This window comes from Rossellomorea sp. NPDC077527 (assembly GCF_044542955.1).
GTDB lineage: Bacteria > Bacillota > Bacilli > Bacillales > Bacillaceae_B > Rossellomorea > Rossellomorea aquimaris_E.
The window spans coordinates 12,612-35,487 of sequence record NZ_JBITVL010000004.1 but is presented as its reverse complement, the minus strand read 5'-3'; the positions used below and the strand labels follow the sequence as shown (position 1 = coordinate 35,487).

Annotated in this window: 14 protein-coding genes; 5 read left to right on the top strand and 9 right to left on the bottom strand. The window is 42.8% G+C overall.

Annotation, left to right across the window (positions count from 1 at the left end; genetic code table 11):
- Window positions 1-18: 18 nt before the first annotated feature.
- Window positions 19-7,566, bottom strand: coding sequence for a carboxypeptidase regulatory-like domain-containing protein (locus tag ACIGG7_RS14475; protein ID WP_397550078.1), 7,548 nt, complete (start codon window positions 7,564-7,566; stop codon window positions 19-21).
- 140 nt (window positions 7,567-7,706) lie between these two features.
- Window positions 7,707-8,588, bottom strand: a complete 882-nt coding sequence (locus tag ACIGG7_RS14470) for a TetR/AcrR family transcriptional regulator (protein ID WP_397550077.1) — start codon at window positions 8,586-8,588, stop codon at window positions 7,707-7,709.
- Window positions 8,589-8,803: 215 nt separating this feature from the next.
- Here ACIGG7_RS14470 and ACIGG7_RS14465 point away from each other — a divergent pair, with 215 nt between their 5' ends.
- From ACIGG7_RS14465 to ACIGG7_RS14455, 3 genes are all read left to right on the top strand, one after another.
- Window positions 8,804-11,863, top strand: coding sequence for an efflux RND transporter permease subunit (locus ACIGG7_RS14465; RefSeq protein WP_397550076.1), 3,060 nt, complete (start codon window positions 8,804-8,806; stop codon window positions 11,861-11,863).
- A gap of 222 nt (window positions 11,864-12,085) precedes the next feature.
- Entirely contained in the window at window positions 12,086-13,525 is a 1,440-nt protein-coding gene (locus ACIGG7_RS14460) for an MDR family MFS transporter (protein WP_397550075.1), read from the top strand.
- 144 nt (window positions 13,526-13,669) lie between these two features.
- Complete coding sequence (locus tag ACIGG7_RS14455; protein ID WP_397550074.1) at window positions 13,670-14,164, top strand: DinB family protein; 495 nt, start codon at window positions 13,670-13,672, stop codon at window positions 14,162-14,164.
- A 130-nt stretch (window positions 14,165-14,294) separates the two neighbouring features.
- On the opposite strand, the gene ACIGG7_RS14450 is transcribed toward ACIGG7_RS14455, so the two are convergent.
- The 4 genes from ACIGG7_RS14450 to ACIGG7_RS14435 are packed head-to-tail and all read right to left on the bottom strand — an operon-like array spanning window position 14,295 to window position 17,432.
- Complete coding sequence (locus ACIGG7_RS14450) at window positions 14,295-15,089, bottom strand: ABC transporter permease subunit (protein ID WP_397550073.1); 795 nt, start codon at window positions 15,087-15,089, stop codon at window positions 14,295-14,297.
- A 14-nt stretch (window positions 15,090-15,103) separates the two neighbouring features.
- On the bottom strand, window positions 15,104-15,895 hold the full coding sequence (locus ACIGG7_RS14445) for an ABC transporter permease subunit (RefSeq protein WP_397550072.1): 792 nt from the start codon (window positions 15,893-15,895) through the stop codon (window positions 15,104-15,106).
- A gap of 6 nt (window positions 15,896-15,901) precedes the next feature.
- Entirely contained in the window at window positions 15,902-16,786 is an 885-nt protein-coding gene (locus tag ACIGG7_RS14440) for an ABC transporter ATP-binding protein (RefSeq protein ID WP_397550071.1), read from the bottom strand.
- A gap of 25 nt (window positions 16,787-16,811) precedes the next feature.
- On the bottom strand, window positions 16,812-17,432 hold the full coding sequence (locus tag ACIGG7_RS14435; protein WP_397550070.1) for a TetR/AcrR family transcriptional regulator: 621 nt from the start codon (window positions 17,430-17,432) through the stop codon (window positions 16,812-16,814).
- 221 nt (window positions 17,433-17,653) lie between these two features.
- On the opposite strand from ACIGG7_RS14435, the gene ACIGG7_RS14430 reads away from it, so the two are divergent.
- Both ACIGG7_RS14430 and ACIGG7_RS14425 read left to right on the top strand, forming a co-directional pair.
- Complete coding sequence (locus ACIGG7_RS14430) at window positions 17,654-17,980, top strand: NIPSNAP family protein (RefSeq protein WP_397550069.1); 327 nt, start codon at window positions 17,654-17,656, stop codon at window positions 17,978-17,980.
- Window positions 17,980-18,615, top strand: a complete 636-nt coding sequence (locus ACIGG7_RS14425; RefSeq protein WP_397550068.1) for a YdcF family protein — start codon at window positions 17,980-17,982, stop codon at window positions 18,613-18,615. Before ACIGG7_RS14430 ends, ACIGG7_RS14425 begins: the two co-directional genes overlap by 1 nt.
- A 59-nt stretch (window positions 18,616-18,674) precedes the next feature.
- Here the strand turns inward: ACIGG7_RS14425 and crcB (ACIGG7_RS14420) are convergent, their stop codons facing one another.
- The 3 genes from crcB (ACIGG7_RS14420) to ACIGG7_RS14410 form a co-directional block, all read right to left on the bottom strand.
- Window positions 18,675-19,031 (bottom strand): fluoride efflux transporter CrcB, encoded by a 357-nt coding sequence (gene crcB, locus ACIGG7_RS14420; RefSeq protein ID WP_224941344.1) that lies wholly within the window; start codon window positions 19,029-19,031, stop codon window positions 18,675-18,677.
- On the bottom strand, window positions 19,031-19,432 hold the full coding sequence (gene crcB, locus ACIGG7_RS14415) for a fluoride efflux transporter CrcB (protein ID WP_397550067.1): 402 nt from the start codon (window positions 19,430-19,432) through the stop codon (window positions 19,031-19,033). The genes crcB (ACIGG7_RS14420) and crcB (ACIGG7_RS14415) overlap by 1 nt, the downstream gene beginning before the upstream one ends.
- Before the next feature lie 268 nt (window positions 19,433-19,700).
- Window positions 19,701-22,865: an SNF2 helicase associated domain-containing protein gene (locus ACIGG7_RS14410; protein ID WP_397550066.1), complete on the bottom strand. Its 3,165-nt coding sequence runs from the start codon at window positions 22,863-22,865 to the stop codon at window positions 19,701-19,703.
- Window positions 22,866-22,876 lie beyond the last annotated feature (11 nt).

Here is a 22,876-nt window from a genome sequence, read left to right as displayed (position 1 = left end):
AAAGTACCTCTCTTCAACTCAACACATATCTTCTTCCTCATCCACATGCTCCACCGTTGTTCTAGGAGTGCAAAATGTTCCTAACACTTCAAGAATGACAGGATATAGTATGTTGATTTCCAGGCATGCAATGAGTTGGATTTGGAGCTGATCACGGGTCAGACTTCCAACTTTTTCGCGGCATTTAATATCGATGATGGAACAGTTGATATTGCCTGCATCCATCCCCTCCGGTAAACAAACTGCCACTTTCTTGTCAAAGTAGACTGGTACTTCCATGGTACAGGTTTCACCTTCATTAAGGAGAGATCCAATCGTTACACCAAGAATCGCTTCACCACGAATTTCAGCATACCCCGGGGTTCCTCTTTCAAATGAAATGAGAGAGCATCCTACAGAGCTAATCTGACAGTCAACATTGATCCCCTCTCCACTTGCAAGAAGTTCATCCACCAGTTCTCTGCATGCTCCGGATAAGCCTACGGAGAGTGTTGTATGATCGGTGGCAATGACCCAATCATATACTTTTTCAACTGCGATACATTCCGGCCTCAGGTTGGATGGCGGTGGAGGAATTATGGTTCCAAGCTGGACATCCAGCTGCCTGTTTTCCCCTTCCTGAAGAACGATCGTCACCTCTTTGACCGGGTAGCCCGATGCAGTAAAACGGATGACGTATGTCCCAGGAGGCAAGCCCGTCAAGATATAAAAGCCATTGGGATCGGTTAGCGTAGAACGGATCGGAACAAGTGAACCGACAGGGAATATTTGTACGAGGACCTGGGAGATGGGTTCCCCTGTTTGAATATCCGTCACTGTACCACTGACACTTGAAGGATTTCCTTCTAATAAGAAGTTGAGCGTAGTCGTAGTCCCCCTTATGAGCGCAATCACTTGTATCTGGCTTTGGTAACCTAATGCTCTTACGATGACAACGACATTTCCTCCCGGCAATCCTGAAATCGTGTAATTCCCATCCATATCTGTTAGTGTCGTTCCCAATAATCTTCCATCAGGCGTAAACACTTGGATGAGGGCATTTTCAATTGCCGCAAACGTAATAGCATCCCGAACATTTCCAGTAATCGTTGCAGGGTTCGGTTCCAATGCTGCATTAAGAATCGCTGTTTCATTCGGGCTCAAGGTAATCATGGACGTCTGACTGACATAGCCTTCGGCAGAGAAGATAACGTTATAGTCCCCAGACGCAAGACCTGTTAGAATATAATTTCCATCCTGGTCGGTTAATGTTGAGGCAACCACTATTCCGCTTCCACTTATGACTGTTATGACACCCGCACTTTGGATAGGGTCTCCTGTATTTGCATCGGTCACCTGACCTCTAATGGAGGCCGGCTGACGACCGAGCTCGGCATTTAAAATCTGGACTTCCCCGTTTGTCAGAAATATTCTAAATACCTCACTTGCATACCCATCTGCCGAGAAGACCACCCGGTATTCCCTTGGGGCAAGTCCGGTAATTTCATACTCACCTGATCCATTGGTGAGGACAGAAGCAATTGGGATCGATGTACCGATCCTAAAGACTTGAACGAGAGCGGATTGGATCGGTTGATGATTGACTGCATCCTGCACTGTTCCTCTTAGTGTTGCAGTTTGATTTGATAAGCTTATATTAAGGTTTTCTGTTTCTCCTGGCGTTAACGTGACAATGGCCATTCCGTCCCCAAAGCCGTCTGCGCTTGCAATGACCGTATACTGACCTTGAGCCAGACCGGAAATCGTATAAAAACCGCTTTCATCCGTCAACGTACTGGCAATAAATACTCCGTCTGAGTTAAAAACTCTCACTAGTGCCCCTGGAATGCCGACGCCTGTTTGTGCATTAAATACAGTTCCTGTAATTCCTGCTGGATTTGGATCAAGATCCGCATTTACCGTTTCTGTTCCATTAGGAACAAGTATGACAGGTACGATTGCGGTTGCATAACCATCAGAGGAAATCACTACATTATAGCTGCCTGCTGGTAAATTACCTATTGAATACGTTCCATCGCTTGATGTAATGATGCTGCCAACGACAATGTCTGTATTAGGTATGACTACTTTTACAAGCGCACCGCTGATCGGGTCTTGTATAACGGCATCCCTTATTGTCCCTTGAACTGTTGCAGGGAATGGAATAAGGGCAATGTTGAGCTCCTCACTCTCACCCGGAGATAAGAACACGGAATTGACACTGATTGCATAGTCTTGAAGTTGAGCCTTCACGTCAAACGTTCCTTGTGGAAGTCCTTCGATCAAGTACTCTCCGTTTTCATCTGTGAGGACGCGCCTTACCAATATATCCGTTCCACTTACGTAAACCTCTATGATGACACCCGTTAATGGAGACCCTGTATTGGCGTCCACAACCGTTCCACTGAGGGTGGCTGGATTAGCCAAAAGATTGAAATCGAGCACCGTGGCACTGTTGGGCTGAATATTTACTTGTTGGATCAATGACTGATATCCAGTATTGATGGCTGAAACGGTATAGCTTCCTTCCGTTAAGCCTGAGATAATGTACGTTCCATCAACCGTAGTTTGTACAGTAGCAACAACTGTTCCCTGATTGTCAATGAACCTGACTAATGTGTCAGTTAGCGGTTGTAATGTCTCTGCATCCCTCACTGTTCCTGTTAGAGATCCCGGATTCGGGGTAAGGAGGATTTCAACATTTGTCACTCCCCCACTCGTTACTTCTGCCGATACAGAGTTTGAACCAAAGTCAGCACTGCTTCCCACTAACACATATACTCGTGGAGACAGGGTCGTTGTTTGGAAGAATCCATCTGAATCTGTCACGGTAGTGGAGATCACCGGACCCGATCCAGAAAGCTCCCGAATGACCACTGTCGCTCCAGCTATTGGCCCCAGGGTGACAGAATCTCTTACAAACCCTTGAATGATTCCAGGATTTGGACTTAAGGCAAAGCTCAATAAGCTCGTTTGATTGGAAGTGACAATGGCTCCAGCCGCCTCCGGACCGAAGTCAGCTGCATTAGCAACGACAGTATACACTCCAGGTGTTACACCAGAAAATGTATATTCACCGTTTTGATTCGAAAGAGTGGTTTGGACAAGTACATTTGTAATATCGTAGAGCTGTATAACTGCATTAGGAATCGCTTCTCCATTTGCAAGATTTGAAATGAACCCCTGTATTTGTCCAGGGTTGGGAGCAAGGCTTAGTTCGGCAAACAGGATATCTCCTGGGTTACCGATAACCGTTTTTGTATCGGTTCCAAACGAGACGGCATCAGCAGTGATATTCAGTGTTCCTGTCGGTAAAGATGAAAAGGTTACATACCCGTTTTCATCCGTAATCCCTGTTGCAATCGGGATGTTATTGGCGTGACGGATCGTGACTGTCGAGCCTTCTATCGGAGTTGAAGTATTTTGAATAACGACCTGGACCGTCAACGTTACGGGATTTGCAGCAAGGACATTTGTTACCGCTGTGGTTTGATTCGATTGAACCATGGCTGATACAGTTGAAGATGAATAATTCGGGGCGGCTGCGGTTACAAAATATGTGCCGGGTGCGAGTGAAGGAATGGAATAGGTACCATCCGAGTTGGCTAAGAAACTTACAACTAATACATTGTTTTCATTAAACACCGAGATTTGGATGCCATTACCCGTTATCGGGTTACCATTTGTATCTTCAACGTTACCCGAAATAGATCCAGGGTTTTCTCCTAGTGCCAGATCGGCTCTTGTGCCGGAATCACTTATGACAATGGCACCTGTTTGCTCTGTCGTGAAATTCAGTTTTGAAGCTGAGACAATATAGGAACCTGGTGCCAATCCGCTGACAGAATAGTTTCCTGAAATAGAAGTCGTTGTGCTTGCAACCTGGATCTGAGAAATGCCGTCAATAATGACTACGGTGGCTCCTGAAATAGGATCTCCTGTCGTAAGGTTAGTGACTTGACCGTTGATGATTCCCGGATTTGGAATCAGCGATACATTCACTCCTGTTAAATCCTGTCCTACACCAAGGTTTATCCCAGTAATCACCTGGCCGAAACCTGGTGAGTTAACTACCACATTGAATGAACCACTTGGAAGATTCCCCACAATATACTGACCTGATGAATCAGTGAACCCAGAGCCGATCAGAATATTATTTTGATCAAAAATCTGTACGATTGCGTTCCCAATCGGATTCCCCATATTATCTGTAACGATACCGGATACTGAACCAGGATTAGGGACGAGGATCAAATCAACGGTTGACGACTGGTTTGCAAGAACAGAAACCCCAGCCTGTACCGTTGAATAATTCGGTGCAGATGCCAACACCGTATAGGTACCAGGTGTCAGATTATTAAATGAGAACGTTCCATCCTGATTCACCACAACAGAATCAATCAGTACATTATTCACATCCCTTAATTGGACGATCGTGTTGGGCACAATAGGACTGACCGATCCTGTGATGAACCCGGGATCAGGGTTTAACACAACTGATACAGGTGTCGTTTGACCAGAAGATACAAGAGCACCGACCATTCCGTTTTGAAAATCATTCGCCATCACATTCACAGTATAATTATCAGGTGCAAGCCCTTCTACCATGAAGACTCCATCCATATCTGTGAGCACGGACGTAATTAAATTTCCTGAACTGTTCACAATACTGACGACCGCACCTGAAATAGGATTGCTTCCAATACTGTCGACCACAGTCCCTGTAATCTGTCCTGGATCAGGCTGAAGTGCGATGCTGCCATCTGCTGTTTGATTGGACGATACCTGAACGGTTACCGCATTCGTCTGAAAATCAGGTGCTGATACGACAACGGTATAGACCGCTGGGGCTAATCCATTTACAACATATTGACCATTCTCATCGGTTAGTACAGTAGAAATGACCGCCCCGCTTGAATCCACGATCCTTACCTGTACATTTACGCTAGTAATCGGCGTTCCCGTTTGTGCATTCGTCACAATTCCGGAAATCGAACCGGGATCTGAAGCCAAGTTAAAATTCACGATCGACGTAGCGTTTGATGATATCGTCACACCTTGGGTGGCTGCTTGATAATTCGAAGCCGCTGCGACTACCGTATAATTCCCGGGAGCAAGATTCGGCACCGCATACGATCCGTCTGGTGCTGTTACAGTGGTAGCGACAATAATTCCTGAACCGGTACTGATTTGAACGGTCACGCTCCCCCCTGCAATTGGATCATTATTTGTGTCCCTCACAAATCCAGCCAAAGTTCCAGGATCTTCATTCAGGGTAATATTTAAGGTGGTTGTTTGACCATCCTCAATCATGGCTGCAACGGCTTCAGTGGTGTAATTAGGTGCACTGACGACAACGGTATAACTTCCAGGAGACAGACCAGCTACCATGTAGTCCCCATTAGAGTCGGTGATCACTGATCCGATTTGAATATTATTCTGAAAGATTGTTACCGTTGCTCCAGCAATGGCGACAGCATTGGGATCCTGTACGGTACCGACCAGGGCACCAGCCTGTCTGGTTAACGATGCATCTACTGTTGTAGTAGCATTGGACGTCACAACTCCACCAAGGGTTTGAGTAGCATAGCCAATAGCTGTAAAAATAAGCGAATACGATCCAGGTAATAGACTGTCAAAGGAATATTGACCGCTACCATTCGTCATCGTGCTCGCTACAATCACATTTTGGCTATTTACTGCTTGGACGGATACACCTGCAATAGCCAGCATGGTTTCGCTGTCTATTACGGTCCCTTGAATAGACCCTGGATTCGGCTCGAGGAAAATGTTCGTAATGGTGTTATTTCCAGCGGTGACGGTTGAAGTTACGGTCGTTGTGCTATAGTTGGTGGCAAATGACCTAACGTGATAATTTCCAGGGGCTAGATTATTGAAGCTGTATTGACCGCTTCCATTGGCAGTTGTACTGGCAATGAGTACCCCATTTGAATCCAATAATTCAACATCCGCAAGTGGGATGGCCGCATTATTGGTGGAATCACGTACCGTACCTGAAATCGAGCCGGGATTTGCGACCAGTGTGAAATTGACAACAGATGCCTGATTTGGCTCAGTCATGACGGATTGGGTTTGCGATTGAAAACCTGATGCAATAACAGTCACATTGTAAAGACCAGGAGTTACATTAACGAATGAATAATTTCCTGCTACATTTGTGGTTGTAGTCGCTACTACAGCACCAGAATTATTTAGTAGTTGTACGGAAGCATTGTTTATCGCGCCTCCATTTGATACATTACCAGAAATGGTACTGGGCTGAGGAACGAGTGCAATATTCGAAGTAGTGGATGTCCCAGCTACAGCTGCTACATTAGCTGTTCCAGTTACATAATTCGTTCTGGCAGCCTCTACAGTATAGTTGCCTGGAACGACATTCGTAAACGTATAAAATCCACTTGCATTGGATTGGGTAGTTGCAATCAAGCTCATGCCCTGGAAGAGTGACACCGTTGTATTCGGGAGGACCAACCCGGTGGATTGATCGGTTATGGTCCCATTGATTGTGGCGGTTTGTTGAACGTTGATGGTGACGACGGAAGTATTGGACTGGATGGCATTACCTGAAGATGAATCAAATCCTGTAGCTTGTACCCTATCTAAATTTCTTGTTCCACTAGTGGTGAATGCACCATTCAATGTAAAAGTCAAAGTCGCGGTGGCACCAGGATTTAGATTTCCAATGTTCCAGGTAAGCAATTTAGACGCAGGATTATACGTTGTGATTCCCTGAGAAGTAGTATTCACAACAAATGAGTTTACTTGATCAGGACCGATGATGTCATCAAGAAAGACTGAGGTAGCCTGAGAAAGTCCGGTATTTGTTACGGTTACGGTACCAGTCCAAGTGGCCTGCTGACCAAGTACAACTGTTTGAGGTCCCGAATTCCGTACTTTGTTCGTTGTGAGCTTCGCCCTGATGTCCACCTGGTCAGGAGTGACAGGATCTGTAAAGGCATTTGTGAAAGAAAACCCTTCGCTCGTCCGAAGTGAATCCTTATTATAGTTATTGGCATTCGCTGATGAAAAATAAACTGCGCGGATGGCTGATGATGCATTAATACCTAAAAATGAAAATACTGTACTTGCCGGAAGGAACCAATCTAGAAAAAAATCTTGATCTCCACCGATGCTGGAATCGGCTGGCGTCACCCTGGCGTAATCAAAGTTGGTAATCGGCTGGGCAAAGTTTGGATTCCCCCCACCCGTCCCTTCTGCAGGATCATTCCATGAATTGACCAATTTCACTGTATTTTGAATCAGGCTCACCCGATTGTTCAAGCCATCGACGTTAAAGAGCCAGTCGTATGTTCCGGCTACTCCGGTTGTATTAATTAAAACCCCCCATGCAAAATTTCTAAAGCCTGTTAATTGTGTATTCCGGGGATCCCCGTTTAGCCTTAAGCGAAAATACACATTAGTCCCGTCGTATGCAAAAAAACCTGCAGGGAAAGTTGAGTTCCCCACGATATCTGTTGATACGGGACTTTCATCGCCTAAGACGTCAAATAAGGGTGCCCCCCCTACTAAGACCGGGGTATACTGCGCATTACTGGGAAATGCCACAGAAAAAACCTCCTTTAAATGATATTATCTTTATTATGATATTTTGAGGGAAAGAATGTTGTCTTACCAAACGTCTAGTAAACTTCTAATATAGTAATTTTTTCAACAGAATTTATATGAAACAGAAAACAGCTCCTTCCCTATTTTAAGGGAAGGAGCTGTTTTTCCAACTCTTCAGCTGCAATCTTTAAACCTTCTTCATCTCTTAACAACCGGAATAGCCCTGTAATGATCAACTCGTCGGGATTTGATTTTCGACATTCCTCGGAAATCCGATTTGCTATGTTCATAAAATAAGTTGAGGTAGTATCGCTCAACCCCTTGATACTGTCATAAAGTGACTTCCATGCCTCTTCCCTTTTTTCAAATGAGATGAAAGCTCCTTCTTTGTCCATACTGACAGCAAAGGGTTTCATCATCTCATCATCCAATAATGGAGCACTTTCCCCATTGAGAAAATCACCAGCGAGCAGGGAAATCTGTCTCACTAAATGAGCGCCCAGTATAGCAGGATCGATGGAGTCATCCTGTGAAATCATTAACATCATGTAAGACGAATAGATTGATTGAGTCATCCACATCAGATCCCATTTGTATGGCCGAATCTCCTCACCGTATACATGCAGCAGATTATGTTCGAGCCAGCTGAATAGCCTTCCCCTCATCCGATGCTCCATAGCCGCTAATTTCTGACTATTTTTTGCGGAATCACCTCTCATGTGCATCTTCATGTATGACTTATATTCCATAATCCCTTCAAACTGTACCTGAAACTGTTTGGCGAACCGCTCCATGGGAGGTACATTTTCATCTAGTCCGACAATGAATGCCCGTTCAAATACGAGCTGCTGATAATGTTCATAAATCGATATGATCAGATCTTCTTTTGATTGAAAATATGAGTAAAGTGAACCTTTTGAGATTCCGACATTTTCGGCAATTTGCTGCATGGATGTCTGATTATATCCCTGTGCTCCAAAGAGTTCCACTGCTGATTCTAAAATTGCGTTCCGTTTGTCCATTTTCTACACCTCTATTTCCAAGAAAAACATTTACTCTCCCATTTTAACCATACTCATTAAAAAATAGAAGAGCATTATTTCTTGACTACCCATTATTTTTAGGTAAAATGACTATTGAGTCAACCAATATAATGATTGTTATATCAGTGTTTAATCCACCAAAAATTATTATTATTGACCCACAAGTCAAAAACTCATTAAAGGAGGCAATATCCTTGCTAAAAGCTATTTTGAACCGTTCGAAAATCGTCTTGATATTCATTTTGCTTTTTGTAATCATCGGGGTTTTCACCTTTTTTCAATTACCACAGAGAGAAATCCCGGAAACCAGCATTAATATTGGTACGGTAACAACCGTTTACCCCGGAGCAACGGTTGATTCCGTTGAAAGGACCATCACTAATCCAATTGAGTCATCTCTTCAATCGATTGATGGTATTAAAGAAATCAATTCTTCCTCGGCAGCCGGTTTTTCTACTATTATTGTAGAGGTTGAAGACAGCGAAGACAAAAAAGAAGTATTCGGTGATGTGCGCCAAGCCGTCTCGGATGCTTCAACCTCGTTTCCTGAGGAAGCGTTCGACCCTGAAGTCAATGAATCCACTGTAAAAATGCCGATTGTCTCCTACCACTTGACCAGTGATAAGAAGGAAACACTTCTTGAAATGGATGATGAAGTAAACAGGTGGAAGGAAGCGGTTGAAGATCTACCTGGTGTATCGAGCGTCATAGTAAAGGGGCTCCCTGAGAAAGAGATCGTTGTTGAATTAAAGAAGGATGAATTAAAGGATTCAGGACTTAACCCATCATCCGTCATGAGTGCCATCAACGACGAATATTATCCAACTCCCCTTGGCAAGCAGGAAGTGGATAAAGAAGTGGTTCAACTGACCGTTGATCACTTTACCACCCTGGACGAAATGGAGAAGCTTTTTGTAGGGAAAAATCCTCAAGGAGAATCGGTCTTCCTTAACGATATCGCGAATGTAAAGATCTCCCCGCAAGAGTTCAAGGACATTGTAACTTTTGAAGGACAGCCTTCAATCTCCTTCACGGCATTTGTTCAACCAGGTGAAGATATCCCATCGGTCGACAAAAGAGTTAGTGATAAAGTGGATGATCTTGCAGACTCACTGCCATCAGGTGTAAAACTGGTTCCTTATTATTCACAGGCTGACACTGTAAACACCATTTTTAATGGTTTATTTATGTCTCTTGCTATTTCCGTTGTAGCCGTGGTACTAACTACAGCACTCGGACTGACGGTTTCCGGTGCCTTCGTAGTGGCACTCGCCGTACCAATTTCAGTGCTTATGGGATTGATACCACTCCCATTTGCAGAAGTGGATCTGAATCAGATTTCCGTTATTGGAGCCATCATCGCTCTCGGAATCCTCGTGGATGACTCCATCGTGGTGAATGACAATATCCAACGCCGTTATAAGCTTGGTGACGGTGCTCTCACCGGAGCGATTACCGGAGTGAAAGAGATATGGGTGTCGATTGTGACCTCTTCTCTTGCCATCGTATTCACGTTCCTCCCACTCATTTTCCTATCAGGTGGAAACGGAGCCTTTATTCGGGCGTTACCGACGGTATTGATCACCACTATCATCGCTTCCACACTGGTTGCCTTGATATTCGTACCGATCATGAGATATTTACTTTATAGTAAAACCAAGAAAAAGGTATCCGATGCCCCAGGTTTATTAGGGAAACCATTAAATAGGATCGCTGATTTTTATGCTGATACGCTCCTGAAGAATTTTTCAAAAAGACCCTTCGTCGTTTCAGCCATCGGGCTCGTATTTACCACAGCCATCTTTGGCCTGATTGCCTTGACACCTTTCGAATTCTTCCCGTCTGCAGACCGTGAAGAAGTGACAATCGATGTCACCCTGCCAATCGGCACAACAATTGAAGAAACATCTGACACCCTTCATGAAATGGAACAACGTTTAAAATCTGACGAAGGGGTCTATGAAACTTCTGCATTTGCAGGTTCGGGACTGCCGAATCTGTTCAACAGTTCTTTGTCGAATTCAGGACAAAATACAGGACAGTTGGTTGCCAGAGTCGATCGAACGAACCAAACTGCACAAGGATTGATCGATGAATGGACAGATAAATTACGTAAAGCATACCCTGATGCGAAAATCTTCATGGAGACCATCCAGCAGGGTCCACCTGCTGGAGCACCAGTAACGGTAACCGTTTCAGGTACGGAAATCGATAAAATAATAGAGCTTCGAGATGAAATCACCTCTGAAATCGAAACATTGGACACCGACTTAGTCGTTGATAATGTAGGAGAAATGGAACCTACGATAGAATATGTTCCAAACCGTGAAAAACTCGAGGAAAATGGAATCACCATTAATGCTGTCAGTCAACAGCTCCGCTTAGCTACAGAAGGCATCCCGTTGAAATCATTTGACAATGGGGTAACCAAACGGGATATGACCCTCTTATTAGAAGGCAATGATCGAGAGGTGGACCTGGCTTCCCTGGAAATCCCGGCCACAACCCAAAATCCTGTTGGGCCTCCTCAGCTGATCTCCCTGGATGAACTCGTTACTCCGGAGAAGAAAGAAGAACTTCAGCTCATCCCACACAAGAATGGAGAACGCGCTATAACGATACGCGCTTTCCCAGGGGAAGACGATAACTATAAAGAAAATGTACAGGAAATCGTAAAAAATGTTCGTGAAGATCTTGATGACAACGATTACTCCATCACCTTGGGTGGGGAAAATGAAGCGCAAAATGATTTCTTTGCTGAGATCACCATTCTCTTCATCATCGTGATATTCCTTGTGTATCTATTAATTGCTGTTCAGTTCAATTCTTTATCTCTGCCTTTCCTTGTCCTGGTTGCAGTTTATCTCGCGATCGCGGGTGCGATTCTTGGATTGTTTGTCACTCAAACACCAATCAGCTTCCTGGCGGTAATGGGAATGGTTTCTCTGACCGGAATCGTCGTGAGGAATTCAGTAGTATTGATCGAATTTATTGAACAGGGTATCAAAAATGGAATGAGCGTGAAAGAAGCCGTCATTGAATCAGGTCGAACAAGATTGCGACCGATCCTTCTGACTGCCCTCACCTCTATCGTAGCGTTGATTCCAGTGGCAGTGAGCGGTGACGCGCTATTTACTCCCCTCGCTGTGACAATCATCTCAGGCATTATGTTTTCAGCTGTCTTAACACTGATTATCGTACCGATGATGTATCTTGTCTTTAACCGCTTTAGAAGAAGAAATCGAGAAGCATAATTTAAAGACTTTCCGAGGGGAGACATTGTCTCCCCTCTTTACGTTGTTTAAACAAAAATGAAAAATGGAATGATAGTAAAAGTCACACTTATGTATTCGGAATGTAGGAATGGGTTCCGAAGTAAGGACATTCTTTTCGAAACGAACTTTCCACTTGAGATATTCCCCGTCATCAAGCATGATAGATAAGTGTTCTAGTATATACTTTGTTGGAGGAACTATATGACTACTAAAATCAATTCAAAAGCCATCCTGATCACGTTCATGATTGGTGCATTTTTCGCTATTTTGAATGAAACTTTATTAAATATCGCATTAACAGAATTAATGGACGTATTTAAGGTGGATGCCCCTACGGTTCAATGGCTTGCCACTGGATTCATGCTCGTCATGGGTGTTTTGATGCCTATTTCCGCCCTGCTCATTCAATGGTTTACCACAAGGCAGATGTTCATAGGCGTCATGAGTGTCTTCCTTTTGGGAACAGTGATTGCAGCCTGCGCCTTGAATTTCCCTATGCTCCTCGCAGGTAGGATGATTCAAGCAGTTGGGACAGGATTACTGATTCCGATCATTATGAACGCCCTGCTACTGATATACCGTCCGGAAGTCCGCGGAAAGATAATGGGTACATTCGGGTTGGTGATTATGTTCGCACCCGCCATTGGCCCGACGCTGTCCGGTGTGATCGTTGATTTTCTTGGATGGAGGTGGTTGTTCATCACGGTCATTCCATTCGCTGTATTTTCAATTCTATTCGCCTTCAGGTACTTGCAAAATGTTGGCGAAGTGACAAGACCAGGAGTCGATATCTATTCAATCATCCTCTCTTCCATCGGGATTGGCGGGATTGTCTACGGATTCAGCGCAGCAGGTGAAGAAGAGGCAGGATTCTCATCGGTCAAAATCATCGCTATCCTAGCGATATCAGTGATAAGTGCAATTATCTTTGTGCTGCGTCAATTAAAGCTAAAGGAACCGCTCCTAGATGTCCGCGTCTTCCGGTTCAAAAGCTATACAAGGGGTGTCACGATTTTCGTCATCGTCATCATGGCTATGTTTGCTTCCGAAATCGTCATGCCGATGTACCTGCAGGGCCCACTCGGATATTCAGCAAAAACTGCCGGTTTATTGCTACTGCCGGGAGCACTGCTTAATGGTCTAATGTCTCCTACCATGGGCACCCTATTCGATAAATACGGACCAAGAAAGCTTATTATTCCAGGAACATTCATATTGCTTGGTGTCATGATTTTCTTTAGTACCATTAATCCATCCACACCCATCTGGCTATTTGTGATCGTGTATATGGTTCTAATGTTGTCAATCTCAGCTATCATGATGCCCGCCCAGACAAATGGGTTAAATGAGCTGCCGAAGCACCTCTACCCACATGGGACGGCCATCGCAAATACATTACAACCCGTAGCAGGGGCACTTGGGGTTTCCATTTTTGTCAGCATCATGACTCAAAGTCAAACCGGATATATTGAAAACCATTCCGGTACAGTAACCGAAAAGGTCGCCTTTGATGCGATGACCTATGGCGTTCATCACGCCTATTGGTTCGCACTGGGCCTGGCTGCACTTGCATTTACCATTTCATTGTTTATCAGAAAAGCAGTCGCCCCAGATTTTGATGAAAAAGGATCTGAAGGATAATACGATACCTTTCTATAAAACGAAAAGCTCTATACAAATTAGAGCTTTTCGTTTTTTTAGCATCTATTAATGAAGTGCTTTCACTGTACGACCTAGTTTCTCAAGAGTAAAATAGTTTGATAGATAACAGGAGGAGGATATACTATGGAAAAAGAAATTCAAATGATAGAAGATATTCGTTCCGAGCTACTGAACAGTGTGAAGGATTTAAGCGAAGAGCAACTAAATAAGAAAGTCGAAAAAGACCGATGGACCATCATGCAGGTGCTCGATCATTTGTATCTAATGGAAAAATCCTTAACAAAAGCAATTCAAATGACTTTGGAAAATGGAGAAGAACAATTGGTTGAGTCGAAGCCAATCCACTTTACTGTAGATCGAACGACTAAAGTGGACGCTCCGCCTTTCGTCACCCCTACTGACGAAAAACAGAGCCTGGAGCAGATGAAGGATAAATTGAAATCATCACGAAAAGATCTTCTTTCCTTCCTGGAATCCACAAATAAAGAAGCCTTAATGAAAAAGGCATATCCTCACCCCATCTTCGGTCAAATCCGATTAGATGAGTGGATTCCTTTTATCGGCTTTCATGAGAAGAGGCATATAGAGCAAATAGACGAGTTGAAAGCAAAAAGATAAATCCAATGAAAAGGATCTGTTCATCCAGTGAAACAGATCCTTTTCATTTATGATTCTTCTATTAACGTCGAGATGATTTCATCCTAAACAGATGTACGAAGGTTAAGCTTACATTATTCATAGTTATTCCTTACACCCTCAAATCCCGTTTATCATAAAGCACAAACGTTCCAAACACCAAAGCCCCTATCAACACAATGGATATCCCTACGAACACGGTGTCCAATCCTCCACCGTACATGACATCTTTGGCCTCGAAATACTTAAATGGCGTAAAATATTTCATTCCCTCTATTTTTTCACTTAAGTCGATGGCAAATGAGAGAATAAACGTCAGTAACAAGATGCCCGTTGAGAATGACGCTGCTTTTGCAGGCTGTTTTGAGAGGGAGGCAATAGCCGTTCCGATTACTAAAAAAAGCATCTGTAAAATGAACATTCCCAACATGGTGATCCCGATATCATCTGCGATGGAAACGTCACTGTAATGCCCTACTATGACCAATGAAGAAATCCAGGTGATTAACGCGAGTATCGAAATTTGTGTCAGAGCAGCCAGCAGCTTGATCCCTATGATTTTCTTTCTCGGAACGGGTTTGACGAATAGAAACTCGACGGTTTTATCTCTTTCTTCCTTCGAAATGATGGTTGCTCCCGACATGGCTGCATGTATGGTTGCCAGCAACAGAATATAAACAAAGAGCACACCATAATATCCGCTTGCCGTTGACAAATCCAGCGTACCAAATCCTAAAAATGCTTGCAGGGATTTCGGCATACCAGCCATTAGGTCATTCATGGATTGGCCAGAAGAAGAATAGCCTGCATACTTCCCCATTCCGGATCCAATCAATGCAATCATCCCAATGCACCAAATGATAAGGGACTTGCGATGAGCCTTCATTTCTCTCAAGTATACGTTCATAATATTCCCTCCTTTTATAGCGTATGGATATCCTTCTTATTGTAAATGATGAAACTCGCGATCAGCGAGCCTGCAGTCAAGAGGATGGCCACGATGACGAATGACCACTCGTAACGGTGGTGGTTCATGATATACGTGTAGTCAAAATATTTAAACGGTGTAAAGTATCGACCAGTCTCTTCCGTCGCGGCTACCATCCCAATGAAAAAGAAGGCGAACACCACAGCCAGAGAGAGCGCAATGACTGACTTCACCCTTGAGAAAATAACTGCAATGATCATTCCGACGGCAAACATAATGACTTGAGTGAACAAGAGTGTAAGCGAAATCAAGAAGAATACGTTCAAGCTGAATTCTTCGACTTTTACCACATTAGCAACAATGATGGCCGATATCCCATACGCAATGTTCGTCATAAGTAACGATGCGAGTGCTGCCAGAACTTTTGACGATAGAATCTTCGTGCGTGTGACAGGTTTAGTTAGAAGAAAATCAGCTGTCTTTTCCCTCATTTCCTTTGAGCTTATCGAGATTCCCAGATTCATCGCTTGAATGGCGCCGCATAAAGATATATATAGAAAGATATAAGAATAATAACCGTTAAGGGATCCGATGGTTTCAACCTGTATTCCCAGTGCTTTTCGAACTCCCTCAGGGAACCCTTCCAAAAGCTTTTGGAATTCATCGATTTCTTTAGAAATGGACGGAAACATGGACAAAAATAACATGACCAATCCGATGAGTACCATTGTCCAGATAAGAGTTGACTTCCGGTAAGCCCTTAGTTCATAAAGAAAGATATTCATAGAGGATCAGGCCTCCTTTTCATAATAATGCATAAATATTTCTTCCAAATCAGGCTCATCGATCCATAGATTAGTTATTTCTATGTCGGCGATCTTCTTCATAATCGTATTGATATCCCCTCTAAATAAGAAGCTGACATGATGGTCAATCATTTCCAGGTTTGTCACGCCATCCAGATCAAAGTAAGAGGCATCTATATCGCTCTTGATTTCCATCTTGAACTTTTTATGATTGTTCTCTTTTAATGTACTGATCTTCTCAACCTGAACGATCTTTCCTTCCTTGATGATGGCCACGCGATCACACAGACGTTGAACCTCACTTAAAATATGAGATGAGAAAAGGATGGTCGCTCCTTTCTCATTTTCAGCCTGAAGAAGTTCAAAGAATTTTTGCTGCATGAGTGGATCCAATCCCGAGGTAGGTTCATCTAAAATGATCAGCTTTGGTTGATGAAGCAATCCCTGAATGATTCCTACCTTCTTTTTGTTTCCGAGGGAGAGATCATCAATCTTCTTCGATAAATCCAGATTTAATATCTCTGCCAGCTCTTTGATTCTTTTTGTACAATCCTTTTTATAGAAGCTGGCAGAATACTTTAGAAGATCCTTCACCTTCATATTGTCATAATAGAAGACTTCAGATGGCAGGTATCCCACTTCCTTTGCAATTTCAGGGGCTGATTCGATACAGTCCTTACCGAAAATGGTCGCACTCCCGCTCGTGGGACGGATCAGTGAGAGAAGTGTTCGGATGGTCGTCGATTTGCCCGCTCCATTCGGTCCGATAAATCCAAAGATTTCTCCTTCTTCTACATGAAAACTGATATCGGTGATCCCCCTGTACTTTCCATAGGTTTTTGTCAGCGAATGAATTTCGATTACATTCATCTTTTATCCTCCCTTTTCCTCTATTCTATTTGTAAAATGAGTTCTTCAATAAAGCGATATAGGCGTCGATTTCCTTCAACACTTCTTCCTGGTTGATATCTTTAACAGAACGTGTCTTCACTTTCTGTTGTTGTTGATTAGCAATGCCTTCAAAGGTCCAATAGATGATTTGAATCGATCTTTTCACGTCGATACCATCTTTGAATTTCGTTGTGTCGATTTTTGAAAATAACGTAGTAAAACTACTTTCAACCATTTTGGTTTTATATTTTTCAATATCATCTTTCACCTCAAGAGCTTCTTCCGAAAAGGCACTGTTAAGAAAATTGATCAGATCAGGATACACAGAGAAAAGTTCAAATTTGATCAATGTAACGGAACGTATTGTGTTGAAAATGTCACGCTCATTCCAGTCGACCTTTTCGTAAATTTTTTCTGTTAATAGCCCCGTAAGATATTCATAAAGAGAGATGTACAGCTCTTTTTTACTATTAAAATAATGAAATAGGATCCCCTTAGATATTTTTGCTTCCTTCACAATGGCATTTGTCGATGCTTTCTCATACCCATTCTCTGAAAATATCCTGGTTGCGGCCTTGATAATACGATCTTCTTTTTCTGACTCAATGTTTAACGTTCTAAACAAACATTGTCTACCTCCTTTATAAAGACAAGGTATTGACCGGAGTGGTCAATTTTATTTTATTCCTTTTTGACCACTATGGTCAACATTATTTTTCTATAATGGTTTACGTCATCTTCCTTGTTTAATTCACGAAATAAAATGCATAAAAACGAAGTGTAATGAATTTAAATATTGAACAAACGCGAACAAACGTGTACAATTATCACCAAAGGAGGAATATTATGGTATACAGAGTCCGGACGTACGAGATCATTCCGAATGTTGTACCGCAATTCAATCATTTCTTTCATGAATACTTACTACCTAACCAATTACTTCATGGAGCTGAATTAATTGGACGTTGGGTAAACGAAAAAAGGACTAAAATTACAGCGATCTGGAAATATGAATCTATGGAGCACTATAAACAAATTGAAGAGTGTATTAAAAGGACCTCTCTTCACCAATTGGCCCAGACTCACAGAAGTACCATCGAGCCTTTGTATATATCTACTAATGAAGAATACTGGTCTATGACAGGGAATTATGATTTTAAGGGGTTGGAATAATGAAACCGATCATACCGAGAGAGCCAATTGTTCCGGAATTAAATAAAGAAGAAGTTGAATTCTTAACGGATCTAACCTTTGGAAAAGACATTCAGGCAAAAGCTTGTGACGCCCTTTTTGTCTTCAGTGGAACCCATAGTGGCCATTGGGAAAAAGCCATTGAAGCTTACGAAAAAAAATACATACAAAAAATCGTGGTCACTGGAGGTCGAAGTCTGACTGGGGTTCCACACCCAGAGTGGGAAGGAAACCATCATGAAGAATATTCAGAGGCTGATGTGATCATCTCACAGTTGAAACATGCAGGAATTCCTTCTCAAGCAATCGTTTATGAAGATAAATCGACCAATTCTCTTGAAAATGTTCTCTTTGCAAAAGAAGTGTTTGACTTTTCTACCGTGAAGTCCCTTATGGTGATATGTAAAAGTCATGTCACGGGGAGGCAGCTTCGTACGTTAATGAAGCATCTGCCTGAAAAGCTCGAATACATCCCGTATACATTTCCCACAACATATCGTGGAATCGAAGTTAAAAGAAACAACTGGATGGATTCGGAAATCGGTAGAAAAAGAGTTTGGGGCGAATATCTGAGGATTGAGAAATATGGGAGATTGGGGCATTTACAACCTATGTAATAGATAATTGAATACTTAAACAAATAGAAAGAGCTCAGGGTGACCTGAGCTCTGATAACTTACAATTTACCCAATGTCATCCCAACAAAGGCGAATAATATGCCACATGTGTAACTGAGTAGAAGATAAGAAATGAGGGGTTTCCATTTTTTATGAAGGTAAAGTTGAATATTTTCCAGTTTGAAAGTAGAAAAAGTTGTAAAAGAACCAAGGAATCCAGTTCCTATTAGAAGCACGCCTGTTTCGTCGATCCCCATTCCGATCACATATCCCAGAAAAAAAGATCCTATCAGATTGACACATAATGTGCCGTATGGAAAATCAGACAAACAGTACTTTTTAAATAATCGGCTGACTCCAAAGCGGCACATGGCTCCAAAGAAGCCACCGATTGCCACCATCAAACCATGAACAATCAAGGTGTGGCCCCCTTCTGTTTATTTCTGTATGTATTCATACCTACCGTATACCCCGCCCATGACATCATAAGACCTCCGGATGCACTTCCCACTACATAAACCAGCGCAAGAAGAACATGTGAATGAGATAGGAGATTCACGGTTTCCACACTGAATGTGGAGAATGTGGTGAATGATCCAATCAGTCCTGTTCCAATCGCAGTCGCCGCCTTCGGAGATACCTTTTTCGTTTGAATAAAATACGTTGTAAAGAGACCCAGCATAAAGCTGCCTATCATATTAGCCAGAAATGTACCCAATGGAAACGTAAAGTCCCACAGACCTTCAGAAAAAATACCAAGACAGTATCGAAATAGAGCTCCCGCCATTCCAGCTGCTCCTACGAAAATGTATACCATTTTCACACCTCAAATTATCTTTTTCTTCATGAAAGAAACCCCTACCGATTCAGATCGATCAGTAGGAGTAATCATCATCATAATAGATCAGGAAAACTCTCTTACCTTTTCACTATTCATTTTACCAACAAGAGGATATTATGCCAAATTCATTTTGTCAGCTTCAAAAACCGGTCTAAAGCAAACAAAAGTGAGGAACCATCCTTGGATCAAATTGATCAAGGTTATTTGTTTTTTGTATCTCCTAAATCATGTAGAATCTGTTCTTCTATTGACTTGTTTGGTGATGAATGGATAAAATCTCCATTAACTCATTCTCGGTTAAGGTTTGTACAAGCTTTTCATCCGGGTTCATGACTTCCTGTATCATGTGCCTCTTTTTATCCTGAAGTTCGTTCATCTTCTCTTCGATCGTTCCTTTGGCAACGAGCCTGATTACCTGAACCGTATTTTTCTGGCCCATCCGGTGGGCACGGTCGGCTGCCTGATCTTCAACTGCAGGATTCCACCATGTATCATAGAGAATGACCGTATCTGCACTGGTAAGATTCAGCCCCGTTCCACCTGCCTTCAAAGAAATAAGAAAAAGATTTCGTTCTCCTTCATTAAATCGATCGCACATCTTAACTCTCTCCTCTGATGGAGTTGCTCCATTCAAGTAAAAGTATGGCTGTCCTTTTCCAGAAAGTTCCCCTCCAATCATCTCAAGCATTTTCGTAAACTGGGAGAAAATCAATACCCGTCTTCCTGACAATCTGGCTTCCTCCAACATCTCCATGAGCTGAAGGAATTTTGCCGATGAGCCGTGATAGTCCTCAACAAATAATCCCGGATGGCAGCATATTTGCCTCAGTCTGGTCAGCCCAGCGAGAATTTTGATCTTATTCTTCCTTAAGGTGTTCCTATCCAAATGCTTCATGGTGTCATGTCTCAGTTTAGCAAGGTAGGCTGCATACAACTCTTTCTGCCCTGGAAGAAGTTCTACGGATTCAATGATTTCTTCTTTGTCTGGAATCTCAGATAATACATCCTCTTTCAATCTGCGAAGAACAAAGGGTCTGATCCTTTTCGCGATCTCTTTTCTTGTGAGGCGGCTATAATCCTTTAATCCACGGAATAACTGAGGAAATACAACATGAAAGATGGACCATAGCTCTTCAAGGGAATTTTCCACAGGTGTTCCGGTCAATGCGAATCGATTCGAGGCCTGTATCTTCTTGACACTTCTTGCCGTTTGCGTAAGAGGATTTTTAAATGCCTGTGCCTCATCATAAAACACTGTATGGAATTCCTTATCCTCATACCATTTAGTGTCGCTGCGAAGTAAAGGATAGGTTGTGATGATCACATCGACATCCTTCCATTTCGTTTGTTTTTTCATTCGTTGTGCCTTGTCCCCATCTATGATAAGCGTACGGATATTCGGAGCAAATTTCACACATTCATTTTGCCAGTTATACGTAAGGGAGGAGGGACACACAATCAGAACCGGGAGTTTCCTTGACCTGATCGATTCGAGTTCCGACGCGATGAACGAAATACTTTGAATCGTTTTCCCTAGTCCCATATCATCCGCCAGTATCCCGCCCATTCCATTTTGAGATAGCGTCTTCATCCAGCGATACCCTGTTTTCTGGTAATCCCTCAGTAGAGAATTCATTGTAGAAGGAACTGAACATTCAACACTGTCTGGGTCCATGAGTTGCCGGAAGAATTCTTTAAATGAATCCTCCAGTATGAACGTTTTCTTGGCATCTACTGAATCAAGAAGATCCATGCTTTGATAAAAAGGAAGCTCAAGTCCTTTCACCAGATCATTCTTCTCGGCTTGTGAAGTATAGAGGAACCGCTGAATATCTTGAAATTCCTTTGACTCCAGTGACAGCAGTGATCCGTTTCTCATCCGATAATACTTCCGTTTTTCTTCCAGCGCCCCGAGGATTTCCATCACCTGTCTATCAGGGATTCCATCCATTTCAAATGTGAATTCAAGCCAGTTCATTCGTTCCTTTTTCACTTTAATCCGGATTTTCGGGGTATGGCTCCCTTTGGATACCCTATTTCTTACTGCCGTTGTCGCATAGATTTGAACATGTTTCTGAATCTTCGTCACACCGTAGGTTAAGAACTCATATTCTAATTCTTCGTTATGTAAAAAATAGCCGCCTTCCGTCTTTCCGAACGAAAATTCATCCATCCATTCGAGGATGCGGTCTTCTTTCTCCACATTACGGATAAGAAGAGAACCAGATGGAGGTTCCCTGTTTTCAAGGGGGTGAATGACGACATGATCATAATGAAATTCAAGTCCAGCCAAAAGGCGATTTTTGACTCGGTCGAGATATAATTTCGCCACCAGTGGCGCTGATCCCAACTTTTGTCCTAAGCTTTCTGAAATCTTCACTTCACCCAGTTTTTTCAACCCGACAGCCACTTTATCAAGAAAGAAACCAATCTGGGATTCAGGAATCGAAATAAGGTTCGTTCCTGAACGGTCGAGGAGTCGCTTTATTTCAGACAGTCGTCTGCAGTCCATGTTGTCGAGTTGGGTGATCTTTCCTTCATGAAAGACAGTTTGATACTCATTCAAAACTGTCATATTCCGTAATCCGGAAACATCTAATGAAAAATGGCCGTGAATATCTTGTTCAAATTGGAATGTCAACGGAAGGGGAAGTTCCGTTTCCTTCATTCCCTTATAGAGCTGGTTATTTTGCTGTATCTTCACAAGGTTATTTTTCATCAATACTGGTAGTAGCTGCTTCCAGGAAGATGGAGGAATAGTCATGTAATCACTATGTTCCTTTGAGAATCCTTTCGAAAATGCCACCAACTGTTGAAGTACAGCATCCGTTTCATTTTCAAAGCAATGAAACTCCTGATTGAAGATAAAGGAATCTGACAGGTGGATCGGTTTTCCTTCGTTCAAACTGGCTAGAAACGATCGGAGCCCGTGTACCTTTATATCCTGTATCGTGAGCTCGATTACAATTTCCTCTTCGCCGTTCTTGTGTGAAATCGGTTTAATGAGGAATTCACTCTTCAAGGTCTGTCTGTTTTCAAAATGACGAAGCTTTCCCGTTTTACGGAAGGAATCTTCTTGGAACAGGGTGAAAAAATCCTCTGACACACTACCTTCAGAATTCACCATGTATCTCTGATGATGCTGAACGGCAAACAGGACAGCTGCAATATGCTGACAATCTTTATTAAATGATGCAAGCTTCGGACAGGTACAGTGGGCTTCTATTCCGCCGACGCCATTTTCATGAACGGAAACATGGAACTCTTCCTCCCCGATAACTGTCGCTTCATAATGATTGCCAGTCGATACTTCTATCTTCACTTTATGGGATTGGTAATACGCCTCTCCCCGCTTGTAAGAAACGGTACCGCATCGATCTTTTATAAGTTTTTCATGTATGATCTTCAAGAGACTGATTC